The 17,474-nt window shown below is 66.9% G+C and carries 16 protein-coding genes; 10 read left to right on the top strand and 6 right to left on the bottom strand.

Annotation, left to right across the window (positions count from 1 at the left end):
• Window positions 1-96 precede the first annotated feature (96 nt).
• A complete protein-coding gene (locus ABZX86_RS18845; protein ID WP_355125070.1) occupies window positions 97-603 on the top strand; it encodes a TIGR04338 family metallohydrolase in 507 nt (168 codons plus the stop codon).
• Window positions 604-620: 17 nt separating this feature from the next.
• Here the strand turns inward: ABZX86_RS18845 and ABZX86_RS18840 are convergent, their stop codons facing one another.
• Window positions 621-1,604, bottom strand: a complete 984-nt coding sequence (locus ABZX86_RS18840; protein ID WP_355125068.1) for an o-succinylbenzoate synthase — start codon at window positions 1,602-1,604, stop codon at window positions 621-623.
• A 558-nt stretch (window positions 1,605-2,162) separates the two neighbouring features.
• Here ABZX86_RS18840 and ABZX86_RS18835 point away from each other — a divergent pair.
• A complete protein-coding gene (locus tag ABZX86_RS18835; RefSeq protein WP_355125066.1) occupies window positions 2,163-2,669 on the top strand; it encodes a hypothetical protein in 507 nt (168 codons plus the stop codon).
• Between the two features lie 60 nt (window positions 2,670-2,729).
• A complete protein-coding gene (locus ABZX86_RS18830) occupies window positions 2,730-3,065 on the top strand; it encodes a hypothetical protein (protein WP_355125064.1) in 336 nt (111 codons plus the stop codon).
• A 26-nt stretch (window positions 3,066-3,091) separates the two neighbouring features.
• Here ABZX86_RS18830 and ABZX86_RS18825 read toward each other — a convergent pair whose 3' ends face one another.
• The gene (locus ABZX86_RS18825; RefSeq protein WP_355125062.1) at window positions 3,092-4,261 is read right to left on the bottom strand and encodes a thiolase family protein; all 1,170 of its coding nucleotides are present in this window, start codon (window positions 4,259-4,261) and stop codon (window positions 3,092-3,094) included.
• A gap of 96 nt (window positions 4,262-4,357) precedes the next feature.
• On the opposite strand from ABZX86_RS18825, the gene ABZX86_RS18820 reads away from it, so the two are divergent.
• The gene (locus tag ABZX86_RS18820; RefSeq protein ID WP_355125060.1) at window positions 4,358-4,849 is read left to right on the top strand and encodes a helix-turn-helix domain-containing protein; all 492 of its coding nucleotides are present in this window, start codon (window positions 4,358-4,360) and stop codon (window positions 4,847-4,849) included.
• A gap of 31 nt (window positions 4,850-4,880) precedes the next feature.
• Here the strand turns inward: ABZX86_RS18820 and ugpC are convergent, their stop codons facing one another.
• Window positions 4,881-5,951 carry a sn-glycerol-3-phosphate ABC transporter ATP-binding protein UgpC gene (gene ugpC, locus ABZX86_RS18815; RefSeq protein ID WP_355125058.1) on the bottom strand — a complete coding sequence of 357 codons (1,071 nt, stop codon included), beginning with the start codon at window positions 5,949-5,951 and terminating at the stop codon, window positions 4,881-4,883.
• Between the two features lie 242 nt (window positions 5,952-6,193).
• Between ugpC and ABZX86_RS18810 the strand changes: the two genes are divergently transcribed.
• The 3 genes from ABZX86_RS18810 to ABZX86_RS18800 all read left to right on the top strand — a co-directional run bounded on the left by ABZX86_RS18810 (window position 6,194) and on the right by ABZX86_RS18800 (window position 9,618).
• Entirely contained in the window at window positions 6,194-6,967 is a 774-nt protein-coding gene (locus ABZX86_RS18810) for an LLM class F420-dependent oxidoreductase (protein ID WP_355125056.1), read from the top strand.
• Between the two features lie 147 nt (window positions 6,968-7,114).
• Window positions 7,115-8,896: an ABC transporter substrate-binding protein/permease gene (locus ABZX86_RS18805; RefSeq protein WP_355125054.1), complete on the top strand. Its 1,782-nt coding sequence runs from the start codon at window positions 7,115-7,117 to the stop codon at window positions 8,894-8,896.
• Window positions 8,893-9,618, top strand: a complete 726-nt coding sequence (locus tag ABZX86_RS18800) for an amino acid ABC transporter ATP-binding protein (RefSeq protein WP_355125052.1) — start codon at window positions 8,893-8,895, stop codon at window positions 9,616-9,618. The genes ABZX86_RS18805 and ABZX86_RS18800 overlap by 4 nt, the downstream gene beginning before the upstream one ends.
• Window positions 9,619-9,622: 4 nt before the next feature.
• Here the strand turns inward: ABZX86_RS18800 and ABZX86_RS18795 are convergent, their stop codons facing one another.
• Entirely contained in the window at window positions 9,623-10,291 is a 669-nt protein-coding gene (locus tag ABZX86_RS18795; RefSeq protein ID WP_327146320.1) for a glycoside hydrolase family 25 protein, read from the bottom strand.
• Window positions 10,292-10,430: 139 nt separating this feature from the next.
• Window positions 10,431-11,771 (bottom strand): glycogen debranching protein, encoded by a 1,341-nt coding sequence (locus tag ABZX86_RS18790; protein WP_355125050.1) that lies wholly within the window; start codon window positions 11,769-11,771, stop codon window positions 10,431-10,433.
• Window positions 11,772-11,979: 208 nt separating this feature from the next.
• On the opposite strand from ABZX86_RS18790, the gene ABZX86_RS18785 reads away from it, so the two are divergent.
• The 3 genes from ABZX86_RS18785 to ABZX86_RS18775 all read left to right on the top strand — a co-directional run bounded on the left by ABZX86_RS18785 (window position 11,980) and on the right by ABZX86_RS18775 (window position 14,459).
• Complete coding sequence (locus ABZX86_RS18785) at window positions 11,980-12,684, top strand: SDR family oxidoreductase (protein ID WP_355125048.1); 705 nt, start codon at window positions 11,980-11,982, stop codon at window positions 12,682-12,684.
• Between the two features lie 135 nt (window positions 12,685-12,819).
• Entirely contained in the window at window positions 12,820-13,626 is an 807-nt protein-coding gene (locus tag ABZX86_RS18780) for a polysaccharide deacetylase family protein (protein WP_355125830.1), read from the top strand.
• Between the two features lie 38 nt (window positions 13,627-13,664).
• Window positions 13,665-14,459: a polysaccharide deacetylase family protein gene (locus ABZX86_RS18775; RefSeq protein ID WP_355125046.1), complete on the top strand. Its 795-nt coding sequence runs from the start codon at window positions 13,665-13,667 to the stop codon at window positions 14,457-14,459.
• A gap of 110 nt (window positions 14,460-14,569) precedes the next feature.
• Here ABZX86_RS18775 and leuS read toward each other — a convergent pair whose 3' ends face one another.
• The gene (gene leuS / locus ABZX86_RS18770) at window positions 14,570-17,428 is read right to left on the bottom strand and encodes a leucine--tRNA ligase (RefSeq protein WP_355125828.1); all 2,859 of its coding nucleotides are present in this window, start codon (window positions 17,426-17,428) and stop codon (window positions 14,570-14,572) included.
• Between the last annotated feature and the right edge of the window lie 46 nt (window positions 17,429-17,474).

The following is a 17,474-nucleotide window of genomic DNA, read 5'->3' as shown; positions in this document are numbered from 1 at the left end:
TGGGTAGCGTGCCGTTCCCCCGGCCCGCATTATGCGGCGATCGTGCAGCAGGGTCTGCGAGGCATTGCGAACGGGAATCCGGGAACGAGTGCGGCGGTGCGTGATTCGCAACGGGCTCAGGTGTACGACGCGGAAATGCTGGTGCGCGGCGTATTCGAGCGCGCCGACGAATTCGGGGCGCGCACGGTGGAGGTGCTCGGCTCGCAGGTGACGCTGCCGATCGAGCGAAAGTTCGCCTCGGTGGAATCGGTGCAAAGTTATGTGGATCGGGTGCTCGCATTGAATTGGGTACGTGCCCAATGGGAACGGTCGCAGATCCCGATTCTGGTGCGTGCCCGGGCCGGTGCAAAGGCGGCGCACTACGAGGCCGAAGCGGCCGTTCTCGCTGTTCCGCTGCATGTGCACGGCCGGGCGTGGGCGTTGCGGGAATTGGTGATCCTGCACGAATTGGCGCATCACCTGGATCCCGATCACGGTGGAACCGCGGCGCACGGATCGGAATTCTGCGGCCGCTATGTGGAATTGGTGGACGGTGTCATAGGTCCCGAAGCCGCACTTCTTTTGCGCACGACCATGTACTCCTGCGGGGTCCGAATTACCTGAACCGCTTTGGGCCCGGGTTATTCCAAGTGGCGGCGAACGCGGGTGAGTCGGCTGTGCCACCATGCGGTCCGTTCCGCATCCGGGTGCCGATAGCGCTTCAGCAATTCCAGGCTGGGAGTCGGCGGGGCGGCCGGGACCGGAAGATAGCCGTCCACCGGGCGCAGGGATTCGGGGACCAGGTCGCCGGTGAAGAGGGAGAGGGTGTCCAGGCCGCAGGCGAAGTCGAGTTCGGGAAGTGTTGCGGCCAGGGCGATCTGGGCGGACAGCCCGACGCTGGTCTCCAGCGCGGAGGAGACGATGCAGGGCAGTCCCGCCGCCTCGGCGACCTGTAGCGCTCGCCGGACTCCGCCCAGCGGGGTGCATTTGAGCACCGCGACATCCGCGGCGCCCGCCACCACGACACGCATCGGGTCCTCCGCGCGCCGAATCGATTCGTCGGCGGCGATGCGCACATCCACCCGCCGGCGTACGGCGGCCAGCTCCTCTATGGTGCGGCAGGGCTGCTCGACGTACTCCAAACCTCCTGCGGCCCGGTCGATCTGCTTGATGTGCTCGACAGCGGTCTCCACATCCCACAGTCCGTTCGCGTCGATCCGCACCCCGCCGCCGGGTCCGAGCGCCTCCCGGGTGGCCGCCACCCGCTCGATATCCTCCGCCAGCGACCCCGGATGGTCGGCGACCTTCACCTTCGCAGTCCGGCACCCTGACGCGGCAACGATCTCTCGGGCCCGCTCCGGGCCGACCGCCGGAACAATGCAGTTGACCGGCACCCGATCCCGCACCGGCTCCGGCCACCCGACGGTCACCTGCTCCACGGCGGTAGCGAGCCAGGCGGCTGCCTCATGGTCGTCGTACTCGGGGAATGCGCAGAACTCCCCCCACCCGAGCGGCCCGGGTATCAACATCCCCTCCCGGACAGTGATCCCGCGAAACCGAGTCCGCATCGGAATCGCATAGACGATCGCAGCATCGAAGTCCGGGGCGCCCGCGCTCTCGTTCATCCCGAGCACCCTACTCAGCTATCCGGTATGCGCCCGGCCGACCGGAATCGGAGTGGCGGTGAGCTCGCGACACGGTCAGAATGCCGAGAGAAGACGATCGACCGGGGGAGTCCGCGTATGTATCCGCCCAATGAACCGCGACGGCCAGGGGCGGATGGCCCTCGCCCGAATCCCGCCCGCCCGCCGGCACCGCCGCAGCGACCGGCTGGTCCGGTGCCGCAACGGAATCCAGGCGTTCCCGGACGCCAGCAACCCCCGCCCGGTCCGGGACGTCCGCCGGGACCGAGCGGTCCGGCGCAGTCGCCGGGATCGGGCGGTCCGGGTCCGGGGCCGGGCGGTCCGAGGCAGTCGCCAGGACCAGGTGGTCCGGGGCCGAGCGGTCCGGGGCAGTCGCCGGGATCGGGCGGTCCGGGGCCGGGATCGGGCGGTCCGGGGCAGTCGCGTGGGCCGGGGGAGCCGGTGCCGCAACGGAATCCGGGCGGTCCGGGTCGTCCGCCGGGTCCCGGTGATTCACGAGGGTCCGGTGGCCCCACTCCGCCGCAGGAACCCGGCCGTGCGGTGCAGTCGTATGGGGCGGACGCGGCCGAAACGGTCAAGCACACCCTGCCACCCGGCGACTCCGGGGTGAATCAGAGTGTGCCGGAACAGCATCCCGTGGCTGCGGCACCCGACCGGTCGGTGTCGTCGCCCGCAGGGTCGTCACGGCCAGCGGTGGCGCGCAAGGATGTGCTGCTGGCGACCTTGTTGTTCGCGGTGGATGTGGCTATTGCAGCCCTGTTCGCCTACGACCTTTTCGGTAAGGCATTCGGGCTGATCCATAATCGCTGCACCGCGAAGAAGGACTTCTCGGTGCAGTGTGAGGCGATTCGGCCGGCGGGATCGGCCCTGTGGGGCTTGCTGATCGGCGGTGGCGGAATGGCATTGGCCCTGGGCGCGGGGCTGGTGCTGGCCGCGGTCGCGGCCATGACGGGGCGGCGCGCCTGGTGGTGGACGGCGGCGGCGCTCCCGCTGATCGCGGTGTGCGGCGGGATCGGGCACCTTCTGGTCGGTAACGCCGTCAGCTGAGGCGCGGGCGCCTTGTAGTCGGCGGCACCGTCAGCTGAGGCGCGGGCGCATCCTGGAGGGATGGCGGAGTGGTGGCGGCCGCCCATGCGCTGGGCCGATCTCGCGATCTCCACGCTGATCTATCTCGCGGCATGCGGATCAGCCTGGGTGATAGCGGGTTTCGTCCCGGACTACCAGCTGCTGGCCCGCGATTCGGGCGACCCGCGCTACCTCCCCGTCGCCTACGCCGTGGCCTGGTTCGGCATCGCCATCACCCTCATGCTGGTCCCCCTCTGGATCCTCCGCGCCGCCCAATGGCGCCAACGTTCCTGGACCACCGCGCTACTGGCCTTCCCCATGCTCGTCGAAGCCTGGGTCCTCGGCCTGCTCACCGCCGTAGTGGCGGTGTCGATCTGACCGAGAACCCAAGCCTGCGGCGTACCTCAGAGGCGTTCGTAGATAGTGGCGTTGGCGAGTCCGCCTGCCTCGCACATGGTTTGCAGGCCGTAGCGGGCGCCGCGGTCGTGCATGGCGTGGACGAGGGTGGTGGCGAGGCGGCTGCCGGAGGCGCCGAGGGGGTGGCCGATGGCTATGGCGCCGCCGTTGACGTTCACCTTGGACAGGTCGGCGCCGGTGTCGTGGGCCCAGGCCAGGACTACCGAGGAGAAGGCCTCGTTGACTTCGAAGAGGTCGATATCGGAGAGCTGGAGGCCGCTGCGCTGCAGGACCTTCCGGGTGGCGGGGATGACGGCGGTGAGCATGAGCAGCGGGTCGTCGCCGGCCACGGCGAAGCTGTGCACCCGGGCGAGCGGGGTCAGGCCGAGCTGGGCGGCGCGTTCGCTGGTCATGATGAGTACCGCGGAGCTGCCGTCATTGATCTGACTGGCATTGGCGGCTGTGATGTTCCAGCCGATCTGCGGGAAGCGGGCGGCCATGTCCTCGCTGTAGTACGCGGGTCGCAGTGCGCCGAGCGTCTCCAGTGTGCTGCCGAGGCGGATGCCCTCATCGGTGGTGAGTCCGTCGAGAGGTGCGAGCTGGGCTTCGAAGGCCCCGTCCTTTGTTGCGCGAGCGGCCTTTTCGTGGCTGGCGAGTGCGAACTCGTCCAGCTGTCCGCGCGAGAGCCCCCACTTCGCGGCAATGAGTTCGGCGCTGATGCCCTGGGGGACAAGGCCCTCGGGATACCGTTCGGCGAATCCGACGCCGGCGATATCCGCCGCGCCGATCATGTTCGCGCCCATCGGCACCCGGCTCATGGATTCGACGCCGCCCGCGACCACGATGTCGTAGGCCCCGGCGATCACGCCCTGCGCGGCGAAGTGGATGGCCTGCTGGCTGCTGCCGCACTGGCGGTCCACGGTGGTGGCGGGCACCGATTCCGGATAGCCGGCGGCGAGTGCGGCCCGCCGGGTGAGGTTGCTGCCCTGTTCGCCGACCGCGGTGACCACGCCGCCGATCACATCGTCGATGAGTTCGGGATCGATGCCGCTGCGCCGGACCACTTCGCGCAGGCTGTGCGCGAACAGGTCGGCGGGGTGTACGCCGTGCAGTGCGCCGTTGGGCTTGCCCTTGCCGACCGGTGTGCGTACCGCTTCGACGATGACTGCGTCTCTCATTGCTGATCCTTTTCGGAGTAGCTGGCTTCATTGCCCTAATGTCAGAGTACGAGCTGGCAATAGTTAGGGCAAGTCAGCCTGTGTATGATGTACGCCATGTCCGTAGTGATGGAAGGCAAGCTCGGTGATCTGAGCGCGTGGAAACCCGAGGGCTGCTCGATCGCCAAGGCCCTGGAGATCGTCGGCACCCGCTCGGCGATCCTCATCCTGCGCGAGGCGTACTACGGCACCACCCGGTTCGACGGCTTCGCCACCCGCGTGGGCATCACCGATGCCGCGGCCTCCAGCGCACTGCGCAAGCTGGTCGACGCCGGACTGCTGGAGAAGCGCCCCTACCAGGAGGAAGGCAAGCGGACCCGGCACGAATACGCGCTCACCACAATGGGTGTGGATCTGCTGCCGGTCGTGGTCGCGCTCTGGCAGTGGGGCGACACCTACCTGCAGGACGGTGTGCCGCCGCTGGAGCGCGTCGAGGATTCCACCGGAGAACCGGTGCGGGTCGAAATCCGCAGCGCCTCGGGACATGAAGTGCCACTGGAGAATCTGCGCGTGCGGATCAATAAGAACTGGCGCCGCCCCCGCAGGTGAGGGGCGACGCCGGACGGTATTGCGGGAGCCGTCAGTTCAGCCGGCGGCCGTCTTCCGGGCCGAAGAAGTAGATGTGCTCGGGATCGGTGGTGAGGCTCAGGCTCGCGCCCTTGACCGGTGGGTGGCGCCAATCAGCGCGCGCCACAATGGTTTCCCCGTCACCGTGGGTGCGGCCGTAGATGTAGGCGTCGGAGCCGAGCTCCTCCACCACATCGATCTCCATGCCGATGCCGCTGCCGTCGCCGACCGGTTCCAGGTGCTCGGGCCGCACCCCGACCACGACCTTCGGGCCGGCGGCATCGGCGACCGTGCGCGGCAGCTCGATCCGATGCCCGCCGACGGTCACGCCGCCGTTCTCGACCGGCAGCGTGAACAAGTTCATCGCGGGCGAGCCCATGAATCCGGCCACGAACAGATTGGCCGGATCGCGGTACAGATCGCGCGGAGCGGCACACTGCTGCAGCAGCCCGTCCTTGAGCACGGCCACCCGATCACCCATGGTCATGGCCTCGACCTGGTCGTGCGTGACATAAACGGTGGTGGTGCCGAGCCGGCGCTGCAGCTGGGCGATCTGGGTGCGGGTCTGCACCCGCAGTTTGGCGTCGAGATTGGACAGCGGCTCGTCCATGAGGAACACCTGCGGCTGGCGCACGATGGCGCGGCCCATGGCGACCCGCTGGCGCTGACCGCCGGAGAGCGCCTTGGGTTTCCGGTCCAGGTACGGCTCCAGATCCAGCAGTTTGGCCGCCTCCAGCACCCGCTGCTGGCGTTCCTCCTTGGCGACCTTGGCCATTTTCAGCGCGAAGCCCATGTTCTCGGCAACGCTCATATGCGGGTAGAGCGCGTAGTTCTGGAACACCATGGCGATATCGCGTTCCTTGGGCTCGGCATGGGTGACGTCCCGGTCGCCGATGAGAATGCGGCCGTCGCTCACCTCCTCCAGGCCCGCGAGCATGCGCAGCGAGGTGGATTTGCCACAGCCGGACGGGCCCACGAGAACCAGGAATTCGCCGTCGGCGATCTCCAGATTCAGTTCGTCCACAGCGGGTTTGGCCGAGCCCGGGTACACACGGGAGGCCTTGTCGAAAGTCACCGTAGCCACGGTGCACATCCCTTCACCGGCAGGAACGTGCCGGACGATCCGAGTAGAGGGGGTTGTCCCCGGGCGCCGGGCCCGGGTCCTGCGCACGATATCAGGATGTTTGCCAGCGTGTCGGGGGTGCGAAGCCGAGGCACGGCGCGACCGCACCGGCGGATCCCGGTAGCCTCGGAATCGGACTTCACCCGGGTCTGTCGGGCTACCTGATCTGTCCATGAATTTCAGCGTGAGACGAGGAGCGACCAATGAGTCGATCGGTTCGTATCGGAGTTCAACTGCAGCCGCAGCACGCGCCCAAGTACGGGCTCGTTCGGGACGCGGTGCGCCGGGCCGAGGACGCCGGGGTGGACATCGTCTTCAATTGGGACCACTTCTATCCGCTCTACGGTGATCCCGAGGGCGCGCACTTCGAGTGCTGGACCATGCTCGCCGCGGTCGCCGAGCAGACCGAACGGGTGCAGCTCGGTGCGCTGGTCACCGGTGGCGGCTATCGCAATCCGGATCTACTGGCCGATATGGCCCGCACCGTCGATCAGATCAGCGACGGCCGCTTGATTCTCGGCATCGGCGCGGGCTGGTTCGAGAAGGACTACGACCAGTACGGCTACGAATTCGGCACTGCCGGAAGCCGTCTCGAACTGCTCAAGGAATACCTGGCCCGCATTACCGACCGCCTGGCCAAGCTCAACCCGCAGCCAATCCGCGATATCCCCATTCTCATCGGCGGTGGCGGCGAGAAGAAGACGCTGCGCCTGGTCGCCCAGTACGCCGATATCTGGCACACCTTCGCCGATCTCGAAGTCCTGAAGCGCAAGTCCGGCATTCTGGCCGACCACTGCACCGCGGTCGGCACCGATGTGGCGACCATCGAGAAGTCGGTGGACTGGCCCGGCGCGGACAAGGCAGACGAATTCGTGGCGCAGGGCGCGACCCTGTTCACGGTCGGCACCGGCGGCCCGGACTACGACCTGACTGTGGTCAAGGAGGCCATCGCCTGGCGCGACAAGGTCACCGGCTAGATCTCGGTTATCAATTCATTCGGCCTGAACGCAACTCTCGACTCGAGCTGACCGCAACTCTGGAAATGCTCACTACCCCCACTAGGGTGGTTTGTCATGGTTTGCTTGCGCACGGCCAGGTCCCGACGGTACGGCCGTCGACCTCGCATGCTGTCGATCGCGGGGGTGTTGCTGGTTACCCTGGGCGCTGTCACCCTCGGTGCCGGGCCCAGCTCCGCGGCGCCCAGCGGCACCGATCTGTGCTCGCCGCCGGGCTTATCGGCGGCCAGCGCGGCGCCCACCAATCTGGCGAGCGGGCAGCAGTCCCCGTCCTCCGACAAATACACGACGGCCACCACCGAACCGCTGGACCGCATCGATGTGAAGAAGCTCGGGCTGCTCACACCGGGCAAGCTCAGCGTCGGCACGCTGTCGGACGCCCCGCCGAGCATCTGCGTCAATTCGCAGGGCGTCTACACCGGCTTCGACAATGAACTGCTGAAAGCGGCCGCCGCCAAGATCGGCCTGCAGGTGGAGTTCACCGGCACCGATTTCGCGGGGCTGCTGGCGCAGGTGGCCAATGGCCGCTTCGACGCGGCGTCCTCCAGCATCACCACCACCGATGCCCGCCGCCAGCTGGTCGATTTCACCAATGGTTACGACTTCGGCTACTTCTCCCTGGTCGCACCGAACGGCAGTGCCGTCAAAGCCTTCTCGGACCTGAGCGGTAAGACTCGCATCGGCGTGGTTCAGGGCACCGTGCAGGACGAGTACGTGGTGAACGAACTGCACCTGGACCCGGTGAAGTTCCCCGACTACAACACCGCCTACGCGAATCTGAAGACCGGGCAGATCGATGCCTGGGTGGCCCCATCGCAGCAGGCCATCGGCACCATCAAGCCCGGTGATCCGGTATCGATCGTGCAGAACACGTTCAGCCTCAACAACTTCACCGGCTGGGCGGTCCGCAAGGGCAATCAGCCGCTCACCGATGCGCTCAATGCCGGTCTGGACGCGGTGATCGCGGACGGCACCTACGCGAAGCTGTACGAGAACTGGGTGCCGCGCGAACTGCCGCCGGGCTGGAAGCCGGGCTCCAAAGCCGTTGCCGCCCCGCAGCTCCCGGATTTCGACAAGATCGCCGCCGAACACGCCGGTGATCACACCGGTCAGGCCGCGGTGGCGCCGAAGTCTACGCTCGCGCAATTGAAGGACACGTTCTTCGATTGGTCGCTGTACCGCAAGGCTTTTCCGGACCTGATCAAGACCGGTCTGCCGAATACCCTGATCCTGGCGCTGGTTTCGGGTGCGCTCGGCACCGTGATCGGCATGCTGCTGGCGGTCGCGGGCATTTCCCGCACCCGCTGGCTGCGCTGGCCCGCCCGCGTCTACACCGATATCTTCCGCGGCCTGCCGGCGGTGGTGATCATTCTGATCATCGGCCTGGGCGTGGGTCCTGTGGTGAAGAACCTCACCGGCAACAACCCGTACTGGCTGGGTGTGGTGGCGCTGGCGCTGCTGTCGTCCGCCTATATCGGCGAGATCTTCCGCTCCGGCATCCAATCGGTGGAGGCGGGTCAGCTGGAGGCGGCCCGCGCCATCGGCTTCGGCTACCGGCAGTCGATGTCGCTGGTGGTGATTCCGCAGGGTGTGCGCCGGGTGCTGCCCGCGCTCATGAACCAGTTCATCGCGCTCATCAAGGATTCCTCGCTCATCTACTTCCTGGGCCTGCTCGCCACCCAGCGGGAGCTGTTCGCGGTGGGCCGGGATCTCAACGCGCAGACCGGAAATCTGTCGCCGCTGATGGCCGCCGGTCTGATGTACCTGGTCCTGACGGTGCCGCTGACCCACCTGGTGAATTACATCGACCGCCGGTTGCGCACCGGCCGGGCCGAGAAGGCGATCGAACCGGTCGAGCAGACCGTGACCACGGAAGGGCGTGGAGCATGAGTGCCTCTCTCACCGGCAGCGACCTGCATGTGACGCTGGGCAGCAATGAGGTGCTGCGCGGTGTGGACGTGCATGTGGATGCGGGCAAGACCACCACGGTCATCGGTCCCTCGGGCTCCGGTAAATCGACGCTGCTGCGAGTGCTGAACCGCCTGCACGAGCCCAGCAGGGGCGACATCCTGCTCGACGGCAAGTCCGTGCTGAAGGACGATCCGGACAAGTTGCGCCGGCAGATCGGCATGGTGTTCCAGCACTTCAACCTGTTCCCGCACAAGACGGTCGCGGAGAATATCGAGCTCGGCCCGCGCAAACTGCACGGGCTCTCCAAGGAGCAGGCACGCACGCTGGCCATCGAGCAGTTGGAGGCCGTCGGCCTGGCGGGCAAGGCAGATGCCCGCCCCGCCAATCTCTCCGGCGGTCAGCAGCAGCGCGTGGCCATCGCGCGGGCGCTGGCCATGAAGCCGCAGGTCATGTTTTTCGACGAGGCCACCTCGGCGCTGGACCCCGAGCTGGTCAAGGGTGTGCTCGCGCTGATCGCAGACCTGGCCGCGGGCGGCATGTCGATGATTGTCGTGACACACGAAATGGGCTTCGCCCGTTCGGTATCCGACAAAGTGGTGTTCATGGACCACGGCAAGGTCGTCGAAACCGGAACGCCGGAAGCGCTTTTCGACAATGCCGAAACGCCGCGCCTCCGTCAGTTCCTGTCCCAGGTGCTGTAGCGGGTCAGCTGCTGCCGAGGTTGGGCATATTCGCGAAGCGGCTGAAATCGCCCTGGGCTCCGCTGTAGGAGTTCAGGTCGGTGCCGCCGTTGATGCCGGGGACATTGCCGGAGTCGGTGTACTGCCAGAACGTCCAGGCGGGCCAGCCGCCCGGCACCTCGGGACCGTCATTGCCGCGGTAATCGGCGATCCACAGTGGGTACCTGGTGAATTCATTGGAGTCGCCCATGGCGGTCTGCCAGAAGCGCGGATAGGTGTAGATGATCGGGGTGCGACCGGTCAGCGCCTGCACCGTGTTCAGGTACCGATGCGTCCAGTCGATGAGCCCGGCGGGCGAGAGTCCGCCCGCGTCCTCCATATCGAGCACGGGCGGCAGATCCAGCGGCCCGTTCTGGCCGAGCGCGACCGCGGCGTAGAGCGCGGCCTGCGGTTCCGGCGGCAGGGCCGGGCGCGCGAAGTGATAGGTGCCGCGTGCCACGCCCGCTGTGCGCATGAGCACGCTGTCCGGGATGAAGTAGGGGTTGACGTAGTTGAGCCCCTCGGTCGCCTTGACCATGGCGAAGTTATGGCCCGCGGCGCGCACCGCGAACCAGTTGATCATGGTGCCGTTCAGGTGCTGCCAGGACGATACGTCGGGACCGCCGGCATCGGCCGCTGCGGGAGCGGCCGACATTGCTGCAAGAATGCTGGCCGCTGCGAAGGCGGCCAGGCCCAGCCTGTTTCGTCGAACCATGCCAGGGGACGCTATGTGGGCTTTCCCTCATTGCCTATGGAATCGCCCGCGTGTTGTCCAAGTGTTAGCTGAATCTCAGCTAACCCAGCCAATCGAGCACCGAGGCCGCGGTCCAGGACTGCTGCATGCTGCCCAGCGGTGCGCCGGTGAAGGGTTCGAAATACTCGGCGAAGGTGCCGTCACTGGCCTGCCGCAGCCCTTCCGCCCGCAGCATGAACGAGCGTTCCGCCCAGCCGCGCCGGGCGAAGACCCAGGAGAACAGCCAGCTCATCACCGGCCAGACCGGGCCGCGCCAGTACTCGCGCGGGCGAAAGTCCTTGGAGACCGGCGACGTTGACGGCGGCAGCGCATAGCGCAGATCCGGATGGCCGCACCAGCGCGGGCCCTCGAACAGGCGCAGCAGGCGGCGTTCGGCATCGCGGGTCAGTCCGCCGCTGAGCAGGGGCGCGAAGCAGGCGAGGGTTTCGGTATCGATCCACCGATCGGCGCGCAGATCGAAATCGCGCGCGACGCCGGTGCGGGCGTCGGTGGTGGCGATCACCCCGGAGCGGAAGTAGTCGGCCCATTCGTAGAGCTCGCGCACATCGGCGTGCGGCTGCTTGTAGTCCTCGCCGATATTGGCGAGCACATCGCAGGCCAGCGCGAAGATGGCGGTGACGAAGACGTCCTCGACGGCGAAGCTCATGGTCGAGGCCAGTTGATAGTCGTCGTACCCGGCCCGGCGCATCTGTTCGACCAGCCACATGTACCGGTCGTACTCGCGGTCGGTGGGCCGCTGCGTCGGATCCTCCACCACGTGCAGATCGGCGCGCTCATAGGGCGGCAGGTCCGCACCGGGAATCACATTGGCGTAGGCGCGATCCCAGCGCGGCGAGTTGTCCATCCCGGATTCCCAGCCGTGGTACAGCGTGATTCGCCCGTGCTGCTTGGGATCTCGCGCATAGGCCAGCCAGCGGTGCCAGCGCATGAGATCCGGCCAGCGCCGCTGCAGGAACTCCTCGGCGGTCGCGCGCGTCGAGCGCCCGTGCCGGCGCGAATGGTCCAGAATCCGTTGCACCGCAATGGCATGCACCGGCGGCTGGGTGATGCCGGAGGTGTCCGGACCGTCGGGCGCGTCGGCCGCGAGCGTGCGGCACTCCCACCGCGCGGGACCCGGGAAGTAGCCGTCCACGCCATTGGCGAAGACGATGTGCGGAATCATGCCGTTGCGCCACTGCGACGACAGCAGGGTGTCGAGTTCGAGGGTCGCGCGCTCCACACTCAGCGGAGCCAGCCCGACCGCGACGAAGGCGGCGTCCCAGCTCCACATGTGCGGATACAGCTTGGGGGCCGCGCTGGTCATGGTGCCCAGATCGTTGCCGCGCAGCAGATAGGCCGCGCGGGCCGCGAGCTGTGTCGGCGTGAAACCCGGGTGCGTCATCGCCCTATTCTGCGACGGAACTTGCAGGTATGCGCGGGGGGCATCCCGGATCGAGGGATCGGGGGAGGCTGTGGGGTGGCCGGGGGACGCTATTTCCGGTACAGACACCGGATCGCCAGATTGCACTGTGTTCGCCTTCTCGTGATTCGAACGCTGCTGTCCCTAGCCGGAGCATCGCCGTTTCCCCTCGCCCGGTTACGGTGATCGCATGGCGACTTCCGCGAAGACCAGCAACGAGCGACCGACCGCGCTGATCACCGGAGCGAGCCGCGGCCTCGGCGCCGCCATCGCCCGGGAACTGGCGCCCACCCACCGATTGCTGCTCGGCGCACGCACGCCGGAGGCGCTGGAGCCGATCCTGAGCGAACTGCCCGATGCCACCGGCTGGCCCGTGGAACTGACCGACTATCCGGCGGTGGCCCGCGCGGCGGAATCGATCGAGCGGCTGGACGTACTGGTGCACAATGCCGGGGTCGCCGACCTGGGAACAATAGCCGATTCGTCCGTCGCCCAGTGGCGGAATACGTTGGAAGCCAACCTGATAGCGGTATCGGAGCTGACCCGGGTGCTGCTGCCCGCGCTGCGCACCGCCCACGGTCATGTGGTGCTGATCAATTCGGGAGCGGGACTGCGGGTGAGCCCCGGCTGGGGTGTGTACGCGGCCGGTAAGTTCGCGCTGCGCGCCTTCGGCGATGCGCTGCGCCAGGAGGAAACGGACCTGCGGGTCACCTCCGTGCACCCGGGCCGCATCGACACCGATATGCAGCGCGCTGTGGTCGCCGGTGAGGAGCGCGACTACGAGCCGAAGGAATTCCTCACTCCCGAAACGGTGGCGTGGGCGGTACGGAATGCGATCGAAACCCCCCGTGACGCCCACCCCACGGAAATCGTGCTGCGGCCGATTCCGCGTTGAAGATCGCATGAGCAGTGCTGAAGATCGTATGAGAGGTATCGCACACTGAGAACAGCCTGAACGTTTCGGCTGAATTCAGATCGTTTCGCACAGAATTAGTGCTCGGTTCATCGGAACTCGATATAACCGAACATGATGGACAGAAGACGGCTGCTCACCCTGCTCGCGGTGGGCACCGCGGTCGCGCTCACCGGCGGCAGCGAGGCTGAGGGTGATCCGCCGGAAAGCGGATCCGCAGGTGGCGGACCGGTTCAACTGCCCGGTGTGCCATCGCCGACGCCGCGGCTGCTGCTCCCTCCGCCCGGCGGGCCGAAAACTCCGATCGGCCGCGGCACAATTACCGCACTGCCCGGAAAAGGCAGCAGTATCGCGCTCACCGTCGACGACGGCGCGAGCCCCGAGGTGGTCGGCGCGTACATCGAATTCGCCCGGCGCACCGGCGCGCGTTTCACGTTCTTCGTGACCGCCTATTACGACTCCTGGTCCATTCACCGCGATGCCCTGCGGCCGCTCGTGGATTCGGGTCAGATCCAGCTCGGCAATCACACCTGGAATCACGCCGATCTGACAAAACTCTCCGCGAGCGGGGTCGCCGACCAGCTCGGGCGGGCGAAGACGTTCCTGCGCAATACCTTCGGCGTGGACGGGACGCCCTACTATCGGCCGCCGTACGGCTTTCACAATGCCGCCGTCGACAAGGTCGCCGCGGACCTCGGCTATACGGTTCCCGTGCTCTGGTACGGCTCGCTGTCGGACTCCGGTGTGATCACCGAGCAGTACCTGATCCAGTGTGCGCAGCAGTATTTCAATGCGCAGGCGATCGTCATCGGCCACGCCAATCATCCCGCGGTCACACACTGCTACGACCAGATGGTCGACATCATCCGCGAACGCAATCTCGCCATGGTCACCCTCGACGACGTCCTGGCGCCGCCCCCGTGAGCTCGTAGTTCTCTGTGTTGGATAAATGAAGAAGGTCGATGATGGACAGACGACGGCTGCTGACGCTGCTGGCGGCGGGAACTGCTGCCACCCTGCTGGGCGGTGGCGAAGCGCACGGTGACCCCTCTCCCCTCGATTCCGGTTCCGCCGGCCTGGTCCCGCCGGGGCTGGTGCCCGGCAATGCAATTCCGCCGCTCGCGCCCCGGACGGCGATCGGACCCGGCACCATCAGCGCACTGCCCGGCGCCGGCAACAATATCGCGCTCACCATCGATGACGGGGCCAGCGCCGAAACCGTCGGCGCCTTCATCGAATTCGCCCGGCGCACCGGTGTCCGGCTCACCTTCTTCGTGACGGCCTACTACGACTCCTGGTCGATCCACCGCGATGCCCTGCGGCCGCTGGTGGATTCGGGGCAGATCCAGCTGGGCAATCACACCTGGGATCACCCGGACCTGACCAAGCTGTCGGCCGGGGCGATCGCCGATCAGCTCGAGCGCACGAAGACGTTCCTGCGCAACAACTTCGGCACCGATGGCACACCGTACTACCGCCCGCCCTTCGGCTACCACAATGCCACCGTCGATCGCGTCGCCGCCGACTCCGGCTATGTGGTGCCGACCATGTGGTACGGCACCCTCGAGGACACCAACAAGGTGATCAACGAGGACATGCTGCTCAATGCCGCGCGCCAGTGGTTCCGCGCCCAGTCCATCGTCATCGGCCACGCCAACCGCCCGACCGTGACGCACATCTTCGATCAGCTGAACGACATCATCCGCGAACGCAATCTCTCGACGGTCACGCTGAACGACGTCCTGGTACTCAGCTAGCGCCTGCACTTGTCATCCCGGCGCGCTTGTGGCCGAGATCCACACCCACTGTGCTCCAGCGAGTTCCGTGGATCCGGCCAAGAGCATGCCGGGATGACGGCGTTGCGGTATCAGGCGACGATATTCACCAATCGGCCGGGCACCACGATGATCTTGCGAGGATCCTTGCCGCCCAGCAGTTCCGCAATCTTCTCGTCGGCCAGGGCGGCGGCCTGCACCGCCGCCTGATCGGCGTCCGCGGGGACGCTGATGCGGCTGCGGACCTTGCCGTTGACCTGAATCGGGTACTCCACCGAATCCGCCACCAGCAGTGCCGGATCCGCGATCGGGAACGGACCGTGCGCCAGGGAGGCAGTGTGGCCCAGGCGTTCCCACAGTTCTTCGGCGATGTGCGGGGACATCGGGGCCAGCATCAGGACCAGCGGCTCGACCAGGGCGCGCGGTGCGCCGTCGCCGTAGTTCTTGGTCAGATAGTTGGTCAGCTCGATCAGCTTCGCGCCGGCGGTATTGTCCCGCAGGTTGGCGTAGTCGTCGTCCACCCCGGCAATGGTCTTGTGCACCAGGCGCAGTGCCTCGTTCGAGGGCTCGGCGTCGGTGACGCGAACAGCGCCGGTCTCCTCGTCCACCACCAGTCGCCAGACGCGCTGCAGGAAGCGCTGCGCGCCGACAACATCCTTGGTGGACCACGGGCGCGAGGCGTCCAGCGGGCCCATGGACATTTCGTAGAAGCGGAAGGTATCCGCGCCGTACGCGTCGTACATCTCGTCCGGGGAGATGGCATTCTTCAGTGACTTGCCGATCTTGCCGAACTCCCGGAAGACCTCGATCTCTGTGCCGGATTCGTTGGTCCAGAAGAACTTTTCATCCCGCTCGACGATCTCGGTGGCGGGCACGTAGGTGCGACGCTCGTCGGCATAGGCGTAGTCCTGGACATAGCCCTGATTGAACAGGCGGCGGTACGGCTCGCTGCTGGACACATCGCCCAGATCGAACAGCACCTTCTGCCAGAAGCGCGCGTACAGCAGGTGCAGCACCGCATGCTCGACGCCGCCGATGTACAGATCGACGCCGCCGGGGTCCTTCGGACCGTGCTCGGCGGTGCGCGGACCCAGCCAGTACTGCTCGTTCTCCTTGGCGCAGAACGCCTCCGAGTTGGTCGGGTCGGCGTAGCGCAGCTGGTACCAGGAACTGCCCGCCCAGTTGGGCATGACATTGGTATCGCGGCGGTACTGCTTGGGACCGTCGCCCAGATCCAGGGTGACGTGCACCCATTCGGTGGCCTTGGCCAGCGGCGGCGACGGCTCGGAGTCGGCATCGTCCGGATCGAAGGTGACCGGTGCGAAGTCTTCCATCTCCGGCAGCTGTACGGGCAGCATGGATTCGGGCAGCGCGTGCGCCGCGCCGTCCTCGTCGTAGACGATGGGGAACGGTTCGCCCCAGTAGCGCTGGCGGGCGAACAGCCAGTCGCGCAGCTTGTACTGGATGGTGCCCTTACCGTGGCCGTTGGCCTCCAGCTCGGCGATCACCTTGGCCTTGGCGGCGTCGATCTCCAGCCCGTCCAGGTAGCCGGAGTTCACCAGCGTGCCCTCGCCGGAGTACGCACCCTCCGAGATATCGCCGCCCGCAACTACTTCCGTAATGGGCAGGCCGAAGGCGGTGGCGAACTCCCAGTCCCGCGGATCGTGGCCGGGCACGGCCATGATGGCGCCGGTGCCGTAACCGCTCAGCACGTAATCGGCGATGAAGACCGGCACGCGGGCGCCGTTCACCGGGTTGGTGGCGTAGGAGCCCAGGAAGACGCCGGTCTTCTCCTTGCTCTCCTGCCGCTCCAGATCGGATTTGGCCGCAATGGACTTGCGGTATGCCGCAACGGCTTCCGCTGGGGTCTCCGCATCGCCGAAGGTCCAGCGCACATCGGTGCCGGACGGCCAGGTGGCCTCGGTCAGCCGGTCGACCAGCTCGTGCTCGGGGGCCAGCACCACATAGGTGGCGCCGAACAGGGTGTCGGGGCGGGTGGTGAACACCTCCACGACGTCCGAGCCCGCCTCGAACTTGACCTGCGCGCCGCGCGAACGCCCGATCCAGTTGCGCTGCATGGACTTCACGTTCTCGGGCCAGTCCAGATCATCCAGGTCGTCGACCAGGCGATCGGAGTAGGCGGTGATGCGCATCATCCACTGCCACAGGCGCTTACGGAACACCGGGAAATTGCCGCGCTCACTGCGGCCGTCGGCGGTGACCTCTTCATTGGACAGTACGGTGCCCAGGCCGGGGCACCAGTTGACCATCGAATCGGTCTGGTAGACCAGGCGATACGAGTCGATCAGGGCATTGCGCTCGGACGGGGCCAGCTCGTTCCAGGCGCGGTCGTCATCGGCGGCGACGCGCCTGCCCTGCTCGAATTCGGTGATCAGCTCGGCGATCGGCCGGGCCTTGCCCAGCGTCTCGTCGTACCAGGCGTTGTAGATGCGCAGGAAGATCCACTGCGTCCACCTGTAGTACTCGGGATCGGTGGTGGCGAAGGAGCGGCGGCGGTCGTGGCCCAGGCCCAGCCGGTCCAGCTGGCGCTGCATATTCGCGATATTCGACTCGGTGGTCACCCGCGGATGCGCGCCGGTCTGCACCGCGTACTGCTCTGCGGGCAGGCCGAAGGCGTCATAACCCAGGGCGTGCAGCACATTCCGGCCGCGCATGCGGTGGAAGCGCGCGTAGACGTCGGTGGCGATATAGCCCAGCGGGTGGCCGACGTGCAGGCCCGCGCCCGAGGGGTACGGGAACATGTCCTGCACGAACAGCTTGTCGGCCGGGGTCTCGCCCTGCAGCGGGCCGACCGGATTGGGCGCGTAGAACGTGCCGCGCTCCTGCCAGGCTTGCTGCCACTTCTGCTCGACGCGTCCGGCCTGCTCCGCGTTGTAACGGTGTGCGGGCACATCGCTGGCCCCACCCACCGCCGCCGCGCTGCCTGCAATGCCGTCAGCGGTGGGTGTGTCGGTTGCGCGAGTGTCCTGCACGTCC

This window comes from Nocardia sp. NPDC006630, assembly GCF_040611495.1.
In the GTDB taxonomy this organism is placed as follows: domain Bacteria; phylum Actinomycetota; class Actinomycetes; order Mycobacteriales; family Mycobacteriaceae; genus Nocardia.
The sequence above is the reverse complement of the archived record's forward strand: the minus strand, read 5'-3'. Positions and strand labels throughout refer to the sequence as shown.

Excerpts from the sequence above, each read along its gene's own strand:
- ABZX86_RS18840 (WP_355125068.1), bottom strand. The coding sequence starts at position 1,604 with ATGAACGAGAGCGCGGGCGCCCCGGACTTCGATGCTGCGATCGTCTAT.
- ABZX86_RS18830 (WP_355125064.1), top strand. The coding sequence starts at position 2,730 with ATGGCGGAGTGGTGGCGGCCGCCCATGCGCTGGGCCGATCTCGCGATC.
- ABZX86_RS18825 (WP_355125062.1), bottom strand. The coding sequence starts at position 4,261 with ATGAGAGACGCAGTCATCGTCGAAGCGGTACGCACACCGGTCGGCAAG.
- ABZX86_RS18820 (WP_355125060.1), top strand. The coding sequence starts at position 4,358 with ATGTCCGTAGTGATGGAAGGCAAGCTCGGTGATCTGAGCGCGTGGAAA.
- ABZX86_RS18810 (WP_355125056.1), top strand. The coding sequence starts at position 6,194 with ATGAGTCGATCGGTTCGTATCGGAGTTCAACTGCAGCCGCAGCACGCG.
- ABZX86_RS18805 (WP_355125054.1), top strand. The coding sequence starts at position 7,115 with ATGCTGTCGATCGCGGGGGTGTTGCTGGTTACCCTGGGCGCTGTCACC.
- ABZX86_RS18800 (WP_355125052.1), top strand. The coding sequence starts at position 8,893 with ATGAGTGCCTCTCTCACCGGCAGCGACCTGCATGTGACGCTGGGCAGC.
- ABZX86_RS18795 (WP_327146320.1), bottom strand. The coding sequence starts at position 10,291 with ATGTCGGCCGCTCCCGCAGCGGCCGATGCCGGCGGTCCCGACGTATCG.
- ABZX86_RS18790 (WP_355125050.1), bottom strand. The coding sequence starts at position 11,771 with ATGACGCACCCGGGTTTCACGCCGACACAGCTCGCGGCCCGCGCGGCC.
- ABZX86_RS18785 (WP_355125048.1), top strand. The coding sequence starts at position 11,980 with ATGGCGACTTCCGCGAAGACCAGCAACGAGCGACCGACCGCGCTGATC.
- ABZX86_RS18780 (WP_355125830.1), top strand. The coding sequence starts at position 12,820 with ATGGACAGAAGACGGCTGCTCACCCTGCTCGCGGTGGGCACCGCGGTC.
- ABZX86_RS18775 (WP_355125046.1), top strand. The coding sequence starts at position 13,665 with ATGATGGACAGACGACGGCTGCTGACGCTGCTGGCGGCGGGAACTGCT.